17 protein-coding genes are annotated in these 17,707 nt (G+C 62.1%); 5 read left to right on the top strand and 12 right to left on the bottom strand.

Translation table 11 applies throughout. The features are described 5' to 3' along the window. Positions 1-71: 71 nt before the first annotated feature. Entirely contained in the window at positions 72-890 is an 819-nt protein-coding gene (locus KVH01_RS17575; RefSeq protein ID WP_043051593.1) for an alpha/beta fold hydrolase, read from the top strand. Between the two features lie 221 nt (positions 891-1,111). Here the strand turns inward: KVH01_RS17575 and KVH01_RS17570 are convergent, their stop codons facing one another. Together KVH01_RS17570 and KVH01_RS17565 are read right to left on the bottom strand one after the other, a co-directional pair. Beyond that, complete coding sequence (locus KVH01_RS17570) at positions 1,112-1,498, bottom strand: DoxX family protein (protein ID WP_043051592.1); 387 nt, start codon at positions 1,496-1,498, stop codon at positions 1,112-1,114. An 80-nt stretch (positions 1,499-1,578) separates the two neighbouring features. Then, positions 1,579-2,454, bottom strand: a complete 876-nt coding sequence (locus tag KVH01_RS17565) for a LysR family transcriptional regulator (protein ID WP_217882254.1) — start codon at positions 2,452-2,454, stop codon at positions 1,579-1,581. A gap of 211 nt (positions 2,455-2,665) precedes the next feature. Here KVH01_RS17565 and KVH01_RS17560 point away from each other — a divergent pair, with 211 nt between their 5' ends. Further along, positions 2,666-3,664, top strand: a complete 999-nt coding sequence (locus KVH01_RS17560; protein ID WP_217882253.1) for an NAD(P)H-quinone oxidoreductase — start codon at positions 2,666-2,668, stop codon at positions 3,662-3,664. 223 nt (positions 3,665-3,887) lie between these two features. Here the strand turns inward: KVH01_RS17560 and KVH01_RS17555 are convergent, their stop codons facing one another. From KVH01_RS17555 to KVH01_RS17545, 3 genes are all read right to left on the bottom strand, one after another. After that, positions 3,888-5,018 carry an alkene reductase gene (locus KVH01_RS17555; protein ID WP_043051589.1) on the bottom strand — a complete coding sequence of 377 codons (1,131 nt, stop codon included), beginning with the start codon at positions 5,016-5,018 and terminating at the stop codon, positions 3,888-3,890. A gap of 78 nt (positions 5,019-5,096) precedes the next feature. Next, positions 5,097-5,774, bottom strand: a complete 678-nt coding sequence (locus KVH01_RS17550; RefSeq protein WP_217882252.1) for a type 1 glutamine amidotransferase domain-containing protein — start codon at positions 5,772-5,774, stop codon at positions 5,097-5,099. After that, entirely contained in the window at positions 5,771-6,400 is a 630-nt protein-coding gene (locus KVH01_RS17545; RefSeq protein WP_217882251.1) for a TetR/AcrR family transcriptional regulator, read from the bottom strand. Before KVH01_RS17545 ends, KVH01_RS17550 begins: the two co-directional genes overlap by 4 nt. A gap of 173 nt (positions 6,401-6,573) precedes the next feature. On the opposite strand from KVH01_RS17545, the gene KVH01_RS17540 reads away from it, so the two are divergent. Continuing rightward, complete coding sequence (locus KVH01_RS17540; RefSeq protein ID WP_217882250.1) at positions 6,574-7,512, top strand: GlxA family transcriptional regulator; 939 nt, start codon at positions 6,574-6,576, stop codon at positions 7,510-7,512. 163 nt (positions 7,513-7,675) lie between these two features. On the opposite strand, the gene KVH01_RS17535 is transcribed toward KVH01_RS17540, so the two are convergent. Beyond that, positions 7,676-8,314, bottom strand: a complete 639-nt coding sequence (locus KVH01_RS17535) for a GNAT family N-acetyltransferase (protein WP_043051768.1) — start codon at positions 8,312-8,314, stop codon at positions 7,676-7,678. A gap of 48 nt (positions 8,315-8,362) precedes the next feature. Between KVH01_RS17535 and KVH01_RS17530 the strand changes: the two genes are divergently transcribed. Continuing rightward, entirely contained in the window at positions 8,363-9,235 is an 873-nt protein-coding gene (locus tag KVH01_RS17530) for an undecaprenyl-diphosphate phosphatase (RefSeq protein ID WP_217882249.1), read from the top strand. A 115-nt stretch (positions 9,236-9,350) separates the two neighbouring features. Here KVH01_RS17530 and KVH01_RS17525 read toward each other — a convergent pair whose 3' ends face one another. The 5 genes from KVH01_RS17525 to KVH01_RS17505 are packed head-to-tail and all read right to left on the bottom strand — an operon-like array spanning position 9,351 to position 13,819. Continuing rightward, a complete protein-coding gene (locus KVH01_RS17525; RefSeq protein WP_217882248.1) occupies positions 9,351-10,304 on the bottom strand; it encodes a Dyp-type peroxidase in 954 nt (317 codons plus the stop codon). 50 nt (positions 10,305-10,354) lie between these two features. Continuing rightward, positions 10,355-11,173, bottom strand: coding sequence for a sugar phosphate isomerase/epimerase family protein (locus KVH01_RS17520; RefSeq protein WP_217882247.1), 819 nt, complete (start codon positions 11,171-11,173; stop codon positions 10,355-10,357). 1 nt (position 11,174) lies between these two features. Then, the gene (locus KVH01_RS17515) at positions 11,175-12,374 is read right to left on the bottom strand and encodes an NAD(P)/FAD-dependent oxidoreductase (protein ID WP_217882246.1); all 1,200 of its coding nucleotides are present in this window, start codon (positions 12,372-12,374) and stop codon (positions 11,175-11,177) included. Beyond that, a complete protein-coding gene (locus KVH01_RS17510; RefSeq protein ID WP_043051773.1) occupies positions 12,371-12,697 on the bottom strand; it encodes a MocE family 2Fe-2S type ferredoxin in 327 nt (108 codons plus the stop codon). The genes KVH01_RS17515 and KVH01_RS17510 overlap by 4 nt, the downstream gene beginning before the upstream one ends. Positions 12,698-12,727: 30 nt before the next feature. After that, on the bottom strand, positions 12,728-13,819 hold the full coding sequence (locus tag KVH01_RS17505; RefSeq protein ID WP_217882245.1) for a fatty acid desaturase family protein: 1,092 nt from the start codon (positions 13,817-13,819) through the stop codon (positions 12,728-12,730). A gap of 163 nt (positions 13,820-13,982) precedes the next feature. Between KVH01_RS17505 and KVH01_RS17500 the strand changes: the two genes are divergently transcribed. Beyond that, on the top strand, positions 13,983-15,032 hold the full coding sequence (locus KVH01_RS17500) for a LacI family DNA-binding transcriptional regulator (protein WP_217882244.1): 1,050 nt from the start codon (positions 13,983-13,985) through the stop codon (positions 15,030-15,032). Between the two features lie 601 nt (positions 15,033-15,633). Here KVH01_RS17500 and KVH01_RS17495 read toward each other — a convergent pair. Further along, positions 15,634-17,595 (bottom strand): sigma-54 interaction domain-containing protein, encoded by a 1,962-nt coding sequence (locus KVH01_RS17495; protein WP_217882243.1) that lies wholly within the window; start codon positions 17,593-17,595, stop codon positions 15,634-15,636. Between the last annotated feature and the right edge of the window lie 112 nt (positions 17,596-17,707).

The raw sequence follows: 17,707 nt of genomic DNA, 5'->3' as shown, positions 1-17,707 counted from the left end.
CTGTGGTTGGGTTTACGGCAATAGTAACGCGGATTTTTCACTGCTCTTATCACTCAAGCAAGGAGATTCAGATGAGCACATTCGTTGCCAAAGACGGTACCCAGATCTACTTCAAGGACTGGGGCAGCGGCAAGCCCGTGCTGTTCAGCCACGGCTGGCCGCTGGATGCCGACATGTGGGAATACCAGATGGAATACCTGAGCAGCCGCGGCTTTCGCACCATTGCGTTCGACCGCCGTGGTTTCGGCCGCTCGGACCAGCCCTGGACCGGTAATGACTACGACACCTTCGCCGACGATATCGCCCAGTTGATCGAACACCTGGACCTGCAGGACGTGACCCTGGTGGGCTTTTCCATGGGTGGCGGTGATGTGGCGCGCTACATCGCCCGCCATGGCAGCGCCCGTGTCGCCGGCCTGGTACTGCTGGGGGCGGTGACGCCGATCTTTGGCCAGAAACCCGACTACCCCCAGGGCGTCCCCGCTGACGTATTCGATGGCATCAAGGCAGGCCTGTTGAAAGATCGCGCGCAATTCATCAGCGATTTCAACACCCCGTTCTTCGGCCTCAACAAAGGCCAGGAAGTCTCGGAGGGCGTGCTCACCCAAACCCTGCAGATCGCCCTGCAAGCCTCGCTGAAATCCACCGTGGACTGCGTCACCGCGTTCTCGCAAACCGACTTCCGTCCCGACATGGCCAAGATCGACGTGCCGACCCTGGTGATCCATGGCGACGGCGACCAGATCGTACCTTTCGAGACCACCGGCAAGGTCGCGGCCGAGATGATCCAAGACGCGCAATTGAAGGTCTACAAGGATGCACCCCACGGGTTTGCTGCGACCCACACCCAGCAGCTCAATGAAGACCTGCTGGCGTTCCTGAACCGCTGAACCGCTTGAAACCTCCTGTCCTTGTTTGGCCGGGCTCGCCCTAATGCCAGTCAGTTAAGGCTTTTTTGTAGGAGCGAGCTTGCTCGCGAAAAACTTACAGGCGCCGCGTTCATTCAGCAAACACGCGTTATCGTTGACGTTTTTCGCGAGCAAGCTCGCTCCTACAGAAGGCGATGACCGCTTAACTGACTGGCATTAGGGCTCGCCCGGCCTTTTTTTGCTCAGGCAAAACGCTGAGCCACTATCAGCCGGCCCGGCCCGGCAATGAGGATGCTGGTAAAGATGATCAACAGCAGCCAGCCGAACTGTCCCTCGAACAGCGTCCACTCCGGGTGCACCACCAGCAAGGCAATCACCAGCACCGCCAGGATCGGCAGGCAGGCCAGACGCACCAGCACACCCGCGATGATCAGCAGCGGGCACAGCACCTCGGCGAAAATCGCCAGCAGCAAGGTGACCTGGGCCCCAAGATGAAACGGGTCTTCGATCAGCTTCAACTGTTCGCCGTAGTTGAGCAATTTGGGCAACCCATGTACCCACAGCAGGAACAGCGCCCCGCTGACCCGCAGGAACAACAACCCGATATCCTGATTTCTTGCTTCGTTCATAGACCACCTGTGTCCGTCGACAATGACTGACCGCAGTGTCTCCACAGTCGCACCCATGCGCTTGCAGGCTTGTGCTGACCTCAGACCATCGCAGCCGCGAATCCCGCGACAATTTCATCGATCACCACTCGCACCCGCGCGGTATGGCGCAGGTCGGCGTGGGTGACCAGCCACACGTCATAGGGCAACGGCCGCGTGCGTTGCGGCCACAGGCGTACCAGGCCGTCGCGCTCGCCGGTGAGGATCGGCAGCTCACCGATGCCGATCCCGGCGGCGATGGAGCGGCGTACCAACAGGCTGGAACTCAAAGCGGCGACGATGCGCCCGCGACCCAAAGGTTCGCACGCCAGGGTCAGGTCCTTCTGGCTTTGCAGGTGCGGCTGGTAAACCACCAGGTCATGCCCATCGAACAAGCTGCCCGGCTCCGGCGCGCCGTGGCGGTCGATATATGCCTGGGAGGCAAACAACCCCACCGGCCAACGCCCGACAAGACGGGCAAGCAGGTCGGGGCTGTCCGGGCGCGCGTTGCGTACGGCGATATCGGTCTCGCGCTTGGCCAGGCTGAGGAATTGGGTGGAGGCGTCCAGCTGCACGCGCACATCGGGATGCTGGTCGTGCAGCCGCGCAATGGCCGGGATCAGGAAATCAATGGCAAGGGAGTCGGTGGTGCTGACGCGCACCGTTCCGGTGAGGCGGTCATCCATGCCCTGGATCTGGCGCTCGAGGTCCAGGGCTGAGCGCTCCATTTTCTCCACCGAACGCAACGCGGCCTCCCCCACAGCCGTCAGTGCAAAGCCGTCGCTGGTGCGCAGGAACAAGGTGGCACCCAAGGATTTCTCCAAAGCATTGATCCGTCGCCCTACCGTGGCCTCGTCCACCCCCAACACCCGTGCGGCGCCGCGCGATGTCGTCGCACGGCACACCGCCAGGAACACCCGCGCATCATCCCAATTCATAGCGCCCCCCAACGATGCGTAGTTGCAGCATGGCGCTGCTTATTCGCTGCATTATTGCATCACCAGAGCACGCTATGCTAAGCAGCGAAGAAAGACACCCGTGTGCGCCCCCTAGGGTTGCATTGCCACCGTAACCCGGCATGATCTGGCTGAACTGCCGACTATGCGCCACGGTCCCAACTCATACGCTCATCGCTACAGGAACTCTTCCATGACGCTTCCCCAAGAAATGACCCTGATCGAAATCACCACCCCGGGTGGCCCCGAAGTCTTGCAGCCACGTCGAGCAGACGTGCCGGTGGCCGGGCCTGGCGAGATTCTGATTCGCGTGCACGCCGCCGGGGTCAACCGCCCCGACGCTCTGCAACGCGCCGGCAAATACCCGATGAAACCGGGCATGAATCCGATTCCAGGGCTGGAAGTGGCCGGTGAGGTGGTGGCACTGGGTACGGGTGTGACCGAATACCACCTCGGCGACAAGGTGTGCGCCCTGACCAATGGCGGCGGCTATGCCCAGTTTTGCGCGGTGCCGGCCAGCCAGGCGCTGCCGATCCCGGCGGGCATGGACTGGATCCAGGCGGCTGCCGTGCCGGAAACCTTTTTCACGGTCTGGGCCAACCTGTTTGGCCTGGGCGGTGCGCACAAAGGCCAGCGCGCCTTGATCCACGGCGGCACCAGCGGCATCGGCACCACCGCGCTGATGCTTTGCCAGGAGTTCGGTATCCAGGCGTTTGCCACCGCCGGCAGCGCTGACAAATGCGCAGCGATTGCCAAGCTGGGAGCCGAGCCAATCAACTACCGCGAACAGGCGTTTGCCGAGGTCATCGCCCAACAGACCGATGGCAAAGGCGTGAATGTGATCCTCGACATCATGGGAGCCTCATACCTGAACGACAACCTGAAGTCCCTGGGCATGGACGGTCACCTGGTGATGCTCGGCTTCCTCGGCGGCGGCAAGGCCCATGACGTCGACCTGCTGACCATCATGGCCAAACGCGCAGTGATCACCGGCTCGCTGCTGCGTGCCCGCACCCGCGACGAAAAGGCCGCGATTGCCGAGCAACTGCGCGAATACGTATGGCCGGTATTGAGCGCTGGACGCTGCCTGCCGATCATCGACAAGGTCTACGAATACACCGACGCCGCCCAGGCCCATGCGCGGATGGAAGGTGGGGATCATATTGGCAAGATTGTGTTGCGGGTCGAGTGAGGTGCTTTCTCAATCCCTGGCGACCGGCTTAAGCGTACATCGCCCTCTGTAGGAGCGAGCTTGCTCGCGAAAAACGTCAACGATCACGCGTGCTTGCTGAATGAATGCGGCGCCTGTGAGTTTTTCGCGAGCAAGCTCGCTCCTACAAAAAAGGGCTTGCCCGCGAAGATGTTGGCTGACCCACCGTCATCGGGGGCAAGCCCCCTCCCACATAATGCGTGTGTCACTCTGGTTCGGCATACACCGGATAATCCACATACCCCGCCTGCGTCCCGCCATACAACCCTTCTGCCTTCAACGCATTCAACGGCCAGCCATTGAAAATTCGCTGGGGCAAGTCCGGATTGGCAATGAACGGGCGGCCGAACGCGATCAGGTCCGCCAGCCCGGCCTCGACCAGTCGAGCACCGCGCTCGGCGGTGTAGCGGCCGGCATAGATGATCCTGCCGCTGAAGGTACTGCGCACCGCCTGGCGAAAGGTCTCCGGCAGGTCGGGGGCGTTTTCCCAATCGGCTTCGGCGATGGACACATAGGCGATGCCCGACGCTTCCAGCACCTTGATCGCCTCGATGTAGGTGTGATGCGGGTCTTCTTCTACCAGGCCGATGTAGACCCGGTCCTGGTCGGTGCCACTGAACAACGGTGAAAAGCGCACGCCCAGGCGCTCAGGCCCGACCACCTTGCACACGGCCTCAACAATCTCGCGCAGCAAACGCAGGCGATTGTCCAGCGAACCGCCGTATTCGTCTTCACGACTGTTGGAATGGGCCGAAATGAACTGGTTGACCAGGTAGCCGTTGGCCGCGTGGATTTCCACGCCATCGAACCCGGCATCCAGGGCATTGCGTGCGGCCTGGGCGTAATGCCCGACCAACTCTTCGATCTCCAGCGTCGTCAGCGCCCGGGGCACAGGCGGTTGCACCAGTTCTCCGACACCCGGGCCGGTTTCGATAAAGGCCTTGGCTTGCAGCGCCGGCAGCGCCGATGGGGCTACCGGGGCCGCACCATCGGGCTGCAAGGCGTTATGGGACACCCGCCCTACATGCCACAACTGCGCAAAGATCACCCCGCCCTCGGCGTGCACCGCCGTCGTGACCTTACGCCAGCCATCGATCTGCGCCGGGCTGTAGATACCTGGCGTCCAGGCGTAACCCTGGCCACGGGGCTCGATCTGCGTGCCCTCGCTGACCATGAAGCCGGCACTGGCGCGCTGGCGGTAATACTCGGCCATCAGGTCGGTGGCAATATCCCCCGGTTGGGCGCTGCGCTGGCGTGTCAGGGGCGGCAGCACGATGCGATTGTTCAAGCGGTGATGCCCCAGTTTTATCGAGGTATTCAAGATGCAGTCAGGCATGGGTTATTCCAAATTCAGGGCGAACGAAAACAGTGGCGACTCCTGGGAGTCGCCAAATGCACATAGCGGTTGGTTGACTTAAGCGATGAGGGTCAGCAGGGCCTTGGCCACCTCGCTGGAGCTACCAGGGTTCTGCCCGGTCACCAGCAAGCCATCGACGATCACGAAGGATTGCCAGTCGCTACCCTTCTCATACTTGCCGCCCAACTTCTTGAATTCATCTTCAATCAGGAACGGCACCACATCGGTCAACTCCACCGCTGCTTCTTCCGAGTTGGAGAACCCGGTCACACGGCGACCCTTGATCAACGGCTCACCGTTGACCGCCTTGACGTGACGCAAGGCACCCGGGGCATGGCAGACAAAGCCGATGGGCTTGCCGGCCCGTTCGAACGACTCGATCAGCGCGATGGACACCGACGACTCCGCCAAATCCCACAACGGGCCGTGGCCACCTGGGTAGAACACCGTATCGAAGTCGTTGGCATTGACGGTGTCCAACTTGACGGTGTTGGCCAGGGCCTGTTGCGCCGCAGGGTCAGCGGCGAAGCGACGGGTTTGCTCGGTCTGGAAGTCCGGCAGGTCGCTGACCGGGTCCAGCGGCGGCTGGCCGCCGGCCGGGGAAGCCAGCACCACCTCGGCGCCGGCGTCCTTGAAGGCATAGTAGGGTGCGGCAAATTCTTCGAGCCAGAAGCCGGTCTTGCGCCCGGTATCGCCAAGCTGGTCGTGAGAGGTCAGTACCATTAATACGTTCATTTTCCAGTGCCTCGATCAAAGTGAATGACAGGGTTTTCAGAGCTACCCAACAACTGTCGGGTCAGCAACAGCGCCTCGGCGAACGGCGCAGTGGTACGGGTAATCTTGGCCATGACACTGGTTCCCAACCACAGCGCATAAAGGCGTTGGGCAAGATTTTGGGGGGCTTGCCCGAAGGTGAGCGAGCCGTCTTCCACGCCGCGTTGCAGGGCTACGGCGAGCAATTCGATGGTGCGTGCAGTCCCGCGTTGCAGGGCCAACCGCATCGGCTCTGACAAGTCCGAGACCTCGGCGCCCAGTTTGACCGCCAAGCATTTGCCGGCATCGGTGCAGCCGGTATGGTTGTCGATCCAGCATTGCCAATAGCGCATCAGCTTGGCGTGGTGGGATAACCCCGGCTGATCGAACAGATCCTGCATGCTTTGGACGTAATGGTCGAAATAGGTATCGAGCAACACCACACCGAACGCATCCTTGGAATTGAAGTAGTGATAAAAGGAGCCCTTGGGCACTTCGGCAGCCTGCAGGATTTCGTTCAAGCCCACTGCGGAAAATCCCTTGGCACCGACAATCGATTGCCCACGTTCCAGAATCGCCTGCCGTGCACTTTTGCTTGGGTGGTTCATGCTTGACCTCATCCGATTAGACCAGTCGTCTAGTTCGTTGGGGCCATGTTAGGCAGCGAGGCATTCGCTCACAATGTCATATCCGCAAGGATTCCGGACATGGGCCAAAGTCGGTTGCCGTTTACCTGGCACACGCCGACAATTGCCTCTCCCCCGCCCCTTGGAGAGATGCAATGCACAGCGTTGCGCTGATGGTTTACCCGAATTTCCAATCCTTGAGCCTCAGCCTGGGCTCGGTGTTCGAGTGCGCCAACCTGCTGCGCGGTGAGCCGGCCTACGAGTTTCACCTGGTGTCGGAAAGCGGCGGCGCGGTGATGACCTCCCAGGGCTTTTCGGTGAACACCACGGCGATCCGGCCAAAGGGCTACGACACCCTGATCGTCAGCGGTTACCTGGAGTTTCGCCTGCCGGAGGCCAACCTGCTGGATCTGGTCAAGGCGGCATCGGCTCAATCGCGGCGCGTGGCCTCCTTGTGCATGGGTATTTTTGTGCTGGCCGAGGCCGGTTTGCTGGAAGGCAAGCGCACTACCACCCACTGGATCCACGCGCCGGCGTTTCGCAAGCGCTACCCGGATATCCGCCTGGAAGAAGACAAGCTGTTCGTGGTGGACGGCCAGGTGTGGACCGGCGCCGGCATGAGCGCCGGGGTCGACCTGGCGTTGGCCATGGTCGAGAACGACCTGGGCAGCGACCTCGCCCGGCGCATCGCACGCAAGCTGGTGATCGCCCAGCGCCGTGGCAGCGAGCAATCGCAACTGTCGGCCTTGCTGGAACTGGACCCCAAGTCCGATCGCGTGCAACTGGCCCTGGCCTATGCCCGTGAGAACCTCACCCACGATTTATCGGTAGAAGCCCTGGCCGACGTCGCCCGCCTCAGCCCGCGCCAGTTCAGCCGGGTGTTTCGCGAAGAAACCGGGCAGACCCCGGCCAAAGCCATCGAGGCCCTGCGGGTGGAAGCGGCGCGGGCGATGATGGAAACCAGTCGCCACCCCGTGGAAGTGGTGGCCCGCGAAACCGGCTTTGGTGATCGCGAGCGCATGCGCCAGGCGTTTCTCAGGGCCTTCGGGCAACCGCCCCAGGCGATGCAGCAGGTGCTGTTCAATCCAGGCTAGGGGCGTGGCCGAATTGTTGGCGTTCGAACTGTGGGAGGGGGCTTGCTCCCGATAGCGGTGGTCAGTCCCAGCATCAGGTGACTGACCCACCGCTATCGGGAGCAAGCCCCCTCCCACATTTTGATTACGGTGCGCAGCCTTCAACCTCAGCAAAACCCGCCCATCAATGCAGCGAAACCCGGGTAATCAGGTAGCTCACCAGCTGCGGCTCATCCTCCAGCTCAATCGTCTGCACCGGACGCGGCAGGTTATCCAGCACGGTGCGCCAGAACGCCTGGGACACTTCGTCCTGATCATAGAAACGCACCAGCCAATTGGACTCGCCACTGCACAGCACCTGGCTGGCGATGGCGCGGCCAATGCCCTTGCGGCGGTAGCGCTTGAGGATAAACAGGTCGGCCAGTTCCAAGGCGTCGATGCCCGGCAGTTCGCTGCCTTCGATCAACAGGAAACCGGCGATATAGCCATCGACCAGCAACAGGTTGGCGCTCCACTGTGGGTCGTGCCAGTAGCGCGTCAGGTGCTCGTCATGGATATAGAAACGGCCATCGGCCTCGACATCTTCCTGTTCCCAGTCCGAAGACTCGTAGGCGTAGTACTGGTAGAGATTGCGGATCAGCTCGGCGTCTTCGGGGCCGGTCTGGATCAATTCAACGGTGGTTTCAGGCATGGGGCTCTCGGTGAAAAAACGCAGGGCGCCATTGTTCACAAAAGTGCCGGTCACGCCAATGGATTGTCGAATCCTTTCTATTGGCTGAACCGATTGCAGATAGCGCTTGCCCGGGCCAATTTCCTGAAACATTTAGAATAAACTTCGCCGATTTCCACCTTTCGCTCAAGGACTTGTATTTTGACCAACGTCTGTACCGCCGGCCTGGATGTCGGCTTTGCCTCCCTGGATTACCTGCAGATCTTCATCCTGGGGGTGATCCAGGGCATTACCGAATTGCTGCCGGTATCGTCCACGGCGCATATGCGCGTGGTGCCCGCCCTGCTCGGCTGGCAAGACCCGGGCTCGGCATTTTCCGCAGCCATGCAATTGGCGGCGCTGGCGGCGGTGGTCAGTTACTTCTGGCGGGATGTGCGCCAGGTCACCACCGGCAGCATCAGTGCGGTACGCCGGGGCGACTATAACGACCCGTGGTTCAAGCTGGCGGTGGCGATTGTGCTGGCGACACTCCCGATTGGCATTGCCGGCCTGGCCTTGTCTTCGACCTTGAATACCTGCAACTCGCCATTGCGCGGGCTGATGGTGATCGGCATTGCCTGTGTGGTGATGGCGATATTGCTGGCCCTGGCCGAAGTGCGCGCCCGCCACACCCGCGACGTCGGCCAGATGCGCCTGCGCGATGCGCTGATCGTGGGGGTGGCGCAGATCGGCGCGCTGATTCCCGGGGTGTCGCGTTCGGGCTCCACGCTGACCGCAGCGCTGTTCCTGAATTTCAAACGCGAAGAAGCGGCGCGGTTTTCCTTCCTGCTGGGTCTGCCGGCCATCGCCCTGGCCGGTTTGAAAGAACTGTGGGTGCTGCTGCACGCCGACATGCCCGCCCACGCCTGGCCGCATTTGATCTTCGGCCTGGTGGTGGCGAGCATCTCGGCGTTCTTCGCGATCTGGGGCCTGATGAAGTTCCTGGAGCGCTTCTCCACCTGGCCGTTCGTGATCTACCGTGCGCTGCTGGGGGTCTTCCTGATTGTGGCGGTCAGCACCGGGTTGCTTACCTGACGCGATCATTTTTTGTAGGAGCGAGCTTGCTCGCGAAAAATCCAAAGGTACCGCGTACATTCAGGATGCCCGCGTTATCGTTGACGCTTTTCGCGAGCAAGCTCGCTCCTACAGGTTACTGGCGGTCAGCCAGTTCTTCGAGCAGGTCGGCCGAGGGCACGAAAAACAGGCCGCCAGTCACGGCGGTACTGAAGTCGAGCAAGCGGTCATAGTTGCCGACCGGGCGGCCGACGAACATGTTTTCCAGCATCTGCTCCAGCGGCTGCGGCGAGCGCGCGTAGCCGATGAAGTAGGTGCCGAACTCGCCGGCGCCCGGGCGGCCGAAGGGCATGTTGTCGCGCAGGATCTTCACTTCCTCACCGTTCTCGTCGGTGATGACGGTCAAGGCGCTGTGGGAGTTGCTCGGCTTGGCTTCTTCGTCCAGTTCGATATCCGCCAGCTTGGTGCGCCCGATCACCTTCTCCTGGGCTTCTACCGTCAAGCTATTCCAGGCGTTCATGTTGTGCAGGTATTTCTGCACCAGCACGTAGCTGCCGCCCTCGAATTGAGGATCTTCGTCACCGACCAGGGTGAATCTTTCGGCCTTGCGCCCTACCGGGTTTTCAGTGCCGTCGACAAAACCGATGATGCTGCGCATATCGAAATAACGGAAACCCTGGACCTCATCCACCACCTTGACGCTCTCGCCCAAGGCGGCCATCAGCTGGGTCGCCAGCTCGAAACACAAGTCCATCTGCTCGGCACGGATATGCAGGAGGATATCGCCAGGGGTCGACACCGCTTTGCGCCCTTCTACCCCGAATTCGCGAAACGGGTGCAGTGCTGCCGGGCGCGGGGCGCCGAACAGCCGGTCCCACGCATCCGAGCCAAAGCCGCAGACGCAGGTCAGGTTGCCCGACGGCACGCGCTTGCCCACCGAACGCACAAGGCCGGCAATGTCGGCACACCACTCACGCACGTTTTCAACCGCATCAGGGGCCAGGGTGGCGACCATGAAAATCGCGCTGCTGGTAATCGGGTGGCACACAGACTGCGGTTCGAGCGGTGGCTGGACAGGGCAGGTTTTCATCAGGCAGATCCATAGGCTAAGGTCGGTTTGAACCGACGCAGGTTAGCAGATCAGCCGTGACAACTGGCCCACACCTGGCGAATCAGCGCTTTCATCTTGAGCGCCTCGGCCCAGCGATCAGTGAGTTCCCGACCCTTTGCATCGGTGATCGCATAGGGTGGCGGGCCCAGTTCGCAGGTGAAGGACAGGCTCCGGGGCGTGTCGGCGCGGGTCAGCCAGTCGTCGATCCCATAGCGCCACCAGCTGGTAAAGCGCTCGACCCAAGGCTGGTGCTGAGGAAAATCCAGGCCCACCTGCACCTGTTCGCTGCTGGCGATGCGGCCATGAAAACCCCAGCTATGGCGCAGGATCGTGCGTATCTGCTCGTCGTCTTGCAAGGCGCCGGGTTCTGGCAACTCGCGGCCGACGACGTAGTGAGACAGGTCCGCGAGCAGTTTCAGGTCGGGCATCTGCGCCAGCAGTTCGAGGGTGAACAACAGATCATTGGTCAGTCGATAACGGTGGGTTTCCAGCAGGATCGGAAAGTCCACCTGTTCGGCCAGGCGTTGCCAGCCTTCGATCAGCCTGGCCGCCTCGGCCTGGGTACGCGGACGCACATCGGCTTGCAGGGTGAGGTGGTGGCAACCGTAGCGGCTGATCACCTCCAGTGCAGCGGCCAGGTCATCCACCGATTGCGGGAACAACTGGCCTTCGATCTGCAAACCCCTGGCCGTGGCGGCAGCGTGCAGGCGCGGGACGGCGGCGGGCGTCCAGTAATGGTCGGTGATGCCGTCGAAACCGGCGGCGGCGATGCGGTCCAGCTGCGTGTCGAGGCTGCCGGGCTCGGTTTGCATGGCCCACATCGATTGGAATACCAGAAGTTGACGCATATCAGCCTCGCAACAGTGGTTTGAGAGACACATCGGCATCTGCCAGGCTGCCCGGGTTGAGCACCGTGCCCGCCGCAATCAGGCGTTCGCACAGCTTGATGTCCCTGGCCGCACCGTTGCCCGGCGCCCAGCCGCAGGCACCTTGCAACCGGGCATCGGCGTCGAGGTAAAACAGCAGCAGGCCTGCGCCAGGCAGCGCGCGGCTGACCGTGCGTGCAGTCATTACCCCGACAGTCTGCAAACCCCAGTCGTATTGGTCGGACCAGAAACCGGGGAGCGTCTCGAATGGCAGTGCTCGCCCCAGCAGGTTCAACGCGGCGTGCCGCCCCTGGGCCTCGGCGTTGCGCCAGGTTTCCTGACGCTGATAGACGCCAGCGAGACGAAACTCGCAGACATCCCCCGCCGCATAGATATCCGCCGCGCTGGTGCGCAATTGCGCGTCGACACGAATGCCCTGCCCGACTTCCAGCCCTGCCGCCGCCGCCAGCTCGATATTGGGTTGCATGCCGATGCCGGCCACCACCAGGTCACAAGGCAGCCGTTGCCCATCGACCAGTTGTACGGCGTCGACGTGGATGCATTCCACGGCGACGTTCAAGCGCACGTCCACACCCTGCTCACGATGCAGCGCCAGCAGCGCTGCACTGATCGGCGCCGGCAACACCCGGCCCGCCAAGCGTGGCCCGGCTTCAAGCAGCGTGACCTCACACCCCAACCCCCGTGCGGTCGCAGCCACCTCGAGGCCGATAAAACCACCGCCGACCACGACCAGGCGGGTGCCGGGACGTAACCTGTCACGCAGGGCCAAGGCTTCATCGTGGGTACGCAGGTAAAGCACAGGCGCCTGCGCCTCGGGCAAGCGCCGCGCCCGGCCGCCGGTAGCCAGCAACAACCCGGTATAGGTCAACCATTGGCCGTCGGCCAGTTGCAGCCGGTGTTGCTGCGTGTCCAGGCGGCTCACCGGGTTGCCGGCGATATGCTCGATGCCCAGCGCTGCCAGCCGTGCGTTGTCGCACAGGCTGCAGCCTGCCAGGTCGATCGAGCCTTGCAGCACACCTTTGGAAAGCGGCGGCCGTTCATAAGGCAAGTGCGCTTCATCACCGATCAGGATCAGGCGCCCGGTGTAGCCTTCTTCACGCAAGGTCAATGCAGCACGGCCACCGGCGTGGCCGGCGCCGACGATGATCAGGGCCTGGCTCATCTTTCGGCCGTGACGGCGAGCAATACCCGCCCCGCTTCGACCCGCACCGGGTAGGTCTTGAGGTTGACGCACACCGGCGCGCCCAGGGCTTTGCCGGAACGGTAATCGAAGCGTCCGTTGTGCTTGGGGCATTCGATCACGTGGTCCATCACCAGGCCGTCCGCCAGGTGGATTTTCTCGTGGGTGCACAGGCCAGCGGTGGCGAAGAACTCATCCTCGGCAGAGCGGAACACCGCGTAGGTGTGCGCGCCGTGGTCGAAGCGCAGTACGTCTTCGGGGTCTATTGCGCCCACGGCGCAGACATCGATCCATTGATCGTTCATGGCATTGTTCTCTTGTACGAAGGATGAAGATCAGCCAGCAGAGGCTTCTGCGTGCAGAGCGGCAGGGGCGGATTGCGCCTGCGGGCGAATCGGACGCTGGACGAAATAGCTCGGGTCGCTGCGTTGTTTGCGGATCGTCGCGATGATTTCCCTGTAGGCCTCGAACAGGTTGGCGTACGGCGGCGGGCAGTCGCTGCGGATTTCTTCGTGCAGTTGTTCAAGTGCGTGGTAAGGCACCATCGGATACATGTGGTGTTCGAGGTGGTAGTTCATGTTCATGTAGATAAAGCGCAGCACCCGGTTCATGTAGATGGTGCGGCAGTTGCTGCGGTGGTCGAGCACATCTTCGGCCAGGCCCACATGCTGGCTGAGCCCAAACAGGTAGCCGAGCCAGGCACCATAGAGACTGGGCAGGCCCACCAGCATCAGCGGTAGCCAGCTGTGCAGGTACAACGCGGTGCCGATGATCAACGCATAAACCCCAATCCATATACGTGCGGCACGGAACACCTTGGGCCACTCGGTTTCGGGGATAAAGTCCTGCTCCTGGGCACTCATCCGGCCCACCGCATGGCGAGCCACGCCGCTGAAGGTCTTCCAGGCCAGCGGCAGGTTGAACAGGCTGAGGGCCATCATCCACAGGCTCGGCGGGCGCGGCTCGACGATCTCCGGGTCGCGGCCGACGACAATGGTGTCGGTGTGATGACGGGCATGGCTCCAGCGCCAGACGTGGGGTTCGAACAGGCACATGAAGCACGCGACCTGGTACAGCCCATCGTTCATCCAGCGGGTCTTGAACGCGGTGCCGTGGCCGGTTTCATGCCAGCGCGGGTTGGACGCGGTGCCGTAGAGCACGCCATAAGCCAGGAAGAATGGCACACAGGCCCAGGAGCCCCAGAACCAGTAACCACCAAAGCCTGTGACCAATAGCGTCGAAACCCATATGGCCGTATCGAGCAAGGCCGGGCCGTCGCGGCGCTGCATCAGTTCTTTCATACGTTTGCGCGAGATAGGCGACTGATACCAGCTGGCCGAGACCAGGCCCTTTTCGGCGGCACGTGCCGCTTCGGGACCAGTGAGGCTGTAGTCGCGCCGGGCGCGGTAAGCGGTGTGTTCAGGCATTGTTATTGTTCTCCGCAAGCGTGAGGTTTCAGGTGCTTTGCGGAACCCACCATAGAGCGCAGCCAAATCACCCTCAAGGCCTTGAATCCATTCCCTATCAAGCTATCATCCAGCCCCAGCGGGGCTTGATAGTTTTCTATCAAGACGCTCAAGGGGCCTGCCAATGCACAACCATAAACGCCCAACCATCGCCACCGTCGCCGCCCACGCGGGGCTCAGCGTGGCCACCGTCGACCGGGTCTTGAACGCCCGCGCCCCGGTCAACCCGGGCACGGCCGAACAGGTGTTCCAGGCCGCCGAAGCCGTGGGCTACTTCGCCGCGCGACTGATCGGCCAGCGCATTCGCGAACGCCGGCCCACCTACCGATTCGGCGTGTTGTTGCTGGGCACCGCCCAGGCCTTCTATGCCAACCTCGCCCAGTCCATCAGCGATGCCGCGCAGCATCACGCCAGCGCCAACCTGAGCTGCCAGTTCGACTACATCAACGACCGTTCCCCGAGTGCCATCGTGGCGCAGATCGAGCAACTGGCGGTGCAGTGCGACGCCCTGGCGGTGGTCAGCTTCGCCCATCCGCTGATCAACGCCTGCCTGACGCAGATCCGTGACGCCGGCGTGCCGGTGGTTGCCCTGCTCTCGGATATCCATGAACAGGCCCTCGAACCCTATGTGGGCCAGGACAACCACGTCGTCGGGCGCACCATGGGCTGGCTGCTGGCACACACCTGCGGCGCACGCAAAGGCAGCGTTGGCATTTTACTTGGCGGCCATCGTTTCCTCGGGCACCAGGCACGGGTCAAAGGCTTGCACAGCTACCTGGCCGAGCACGCACCGGGCCTCAAGCCGTTGGAGCCGCTGATCAACCTGGATAACTGCGACATCACCGAAGAAGCCACCCTCGACCTGCTCGCCCGCCACACCGACCTGCGCGGCCTGTGCGTGGTGGGCGGCGGCGGTGACGGCGTGATCAACGCCCTGGCGCAACTCCCCAAGCGCCCGGCGCTGTGTTGCATTCTGCAGGAGTCGACCGAACTGTCACGCCAAGCGTTGAGCCGCGGCTTGATCGATGTAGTGATGGACTCGCAGCCGCGTCAGACGGCGCAGGCATTGGTGCAACTGCTGGTGCAGTTGCTGAATGACGAAGGCTTCGATCCTGTGCGGCATCGGGTGCATATACCACCGCAGATAGTGACCCCGGAAAACATGGGCACTTGAGACACAAAGAACACAATGTGAGAGGGACAGTGCGAAGATTCGACCTACCCCGATGGCGACGGCCCCGCCAAAAACTCAGAGGCTGACACACCGCTAGCGCAGCATGGATAACTACACAACTCTGTAGCAGCCCCCAGTAACCACGATGCGGAGCGAGCCGCTCTTGATCTTGATCTGCTTTTGATCTTAGGCGCCCCGTCAAACCACGCTGGCCGTAATCCGACCTGGATTTGGGGGGTAAACCGGCAGGGATGCCGGTTTAGCCGCCCCGCGCCATGGATGGCGCGTGGCGGCGGCCCCCCAAATCCAGGTCGGATTACGGGCACACCGAGCCTAAGCGAGGTGCCGAGTGGTGGGGCAAGAGCGTTTTGGTTACTTTTGCGCTTTTCAAAAGTGACCCGCTGTAAGAGCGGAACCCATAGTGGCCGTTACCCAAATAACGGATATGTACTCGGCCCAATCCAACATCCAGGTCGGCTGTCAGGCCGCCATCGGGGGCAAGCCCCCTCCCACATTTGGATCGCGGGGCATACGTTGGTTAGCGGTCGGCTGTCAGGCCGCCATCGAAGCCCCCACCTTTAATCTGCACACGGGCAATCATTCACCGCCCGCGAAAATCCCCTGCATCCAAGCCAAACCGACTCATCTTGTTATACAGCCCACCCCGCGACACGTTAAGTTGCCGGGCCGCCAGGCGAATATTGCCACCCGTGTTTTTCAGCGCGGCGACGATGGCGTGCAGTTCATGGCTGCTCAGATCCTGGGCGGGCTGGGGCTGGTAAAGGCGCAGCGTCTCCCGTTGCTGGGTTTCCAGCGGCAAATCAGCCGGCTGGATCAACTCCCCCATCGCCAGGTTGGTCGCCCGCTCGATGGCGTTTTCCAGTTCACGCACATTGCCCGGCCAGCCATGGGCTGACAGCAGCGCCAGCGCCTCCGGCGAGAAACCCTGCACTGGCTTACGCAACGAACGCACACAGCGCTGCAGGAAATGCCGTGCCAACAGCGGAATATCCTCGCGACGCATACGCAACGGCGGCACGGTGAGGTTCAACACATTGAGGCGGTAGTAAAGATCCTCACGAAACGCACCTTCGGCCACTGCCTGGCTCAAGTTGCGATGGGTGGCGGCGATGATGCGCACGTCCACTGGCCGCGAATTTTTCGCGCCCACGCGGGTCACTTCTCCCTCTTGCAACACCCGCAACAGGCTGACCTGGGCATCGAAGGACATATCGCCAATTTCATCCAGGAAGATGGTGCCGCCATCGGCCAATTCAAATTTGCCCGCCGACCCACCCCGTGCCGAGCCGGTGAACGCGCCTTCGACATGGCCAAACAGTTCGCTCTGCACCAAGTCACGGGGGATGGCGCCGCAGTTGACCGCCACGAACGGGCCGCTGCAACGCTCGCTGGCGTTATGAATGGCCTGGGCAAACAGCTCCTTGCCGGTGCCGCTTTCGCCGAGGATCAAGGTGGTGGCGTCGCCGCGACTGGCAATGCGCCCCAGGTGCAACGCGTCCTGGATCGCCCGCGAGGTGCCCTGGATGGTATCGAAGGTGTAGCGAGCCTGGGTGCCGATAAGGCGCCGGGTGATTTCGCGGATGCGACGGTTTTCGCGTACCGACACGATCACCCCGCCCTGCTCCAGCGGGCATACCGAGACCAGGCACGCGAGCTGGCTGCGGTCGTGCAGCTCGAAGGTACAATCGAGGTCGCGCACCGGCTCACCCAGCGCGCCACCCAACTCACTGCGCCCCAGGCGCTGGAACGGACTGCCGATCAGTTCCAGCCCTACCCCGAACAACTGCCGCGCATAACGGTTGAGCGCCTTGATGCAGCCGCGCTCATCCAGCACCACCAAGCCTTCGTTCAGCACTTCGAGCACGGCGTGCTGCTCATCCAGCAACACCTGCAGCGCCATCTGTCGCGACACCGCTTCGGCCGCCGCCTGGACGGTGCCCAGGGTATGGAAATGAAACCAGCCGGGCTCGGCGGTCAGCGTGAGCATGGCCAGCGTCTGGCCCTGGGCATCCTTGATCGGCGCAGCGGCGCAGTGCATGCGACGCTGACGCAGGGCGCCGGCGAAATTCTCCTCGGCCAACACGTACATCAGACGGTCTTCGGCCAGCGCCAACCCGGTACAGTTGGTGCCCTGTACCGATTCCAACAGGCGACTGCCGACGGGGGTGATATCCAGCCCGCAGAAATACAAGGTGGTGCCCTCGGCATCGGTAAGGTTGATATGGCCACGTGGGTTATAGGCCAGCAAGCCGTGCATGACTTGCGCGGCGGCGGCGATCAATACGCGGTGATTGGCCAGTGTTGCCGCCAGCGCTTCGGCGGCCACGAAACGGTAGTGGCTGTCCTCGGGATCGATACCTGCCTCGACGCTGCGTCGCCAGGAATCCCAGATGACCTGGCGTACCTCGGCCGGGCGTTCGAGCTGGCCAGACAGACACGCTCGCCAGCCCTGCTCCAACGCAGCGACGGGGCCGTCATTCAGCGCAGCAGGCCCAAGAGCAGTGAGGTATTCGAGGTCTTGCACGCTGAATGTAAGGCTCATTAAGGCATCCATGTTCACATTTTTGACATGTCAGTATAGACATGTCATCCGAATGAACACATTTTGTTTATTTATTTTAATAACACATTACAAATCAGTGAGTTATGAGTTG

The sequence above is a fragment of the Pseudomonas khavaziana genome, from assembly GCF_019145205.1.
Classification (GTDB): Bacteria; Pseudomonadota; Gammaproteobacteria; order Pseudomonadales; family Pseudomonadaceae; genus Aquipseudomonas; species Aquipseudomonas khavaziana.
Note: the sequence above shows the minus strand (reverse complement) of the source record. Positions and strands in the feature narration are given on the sequence as shown.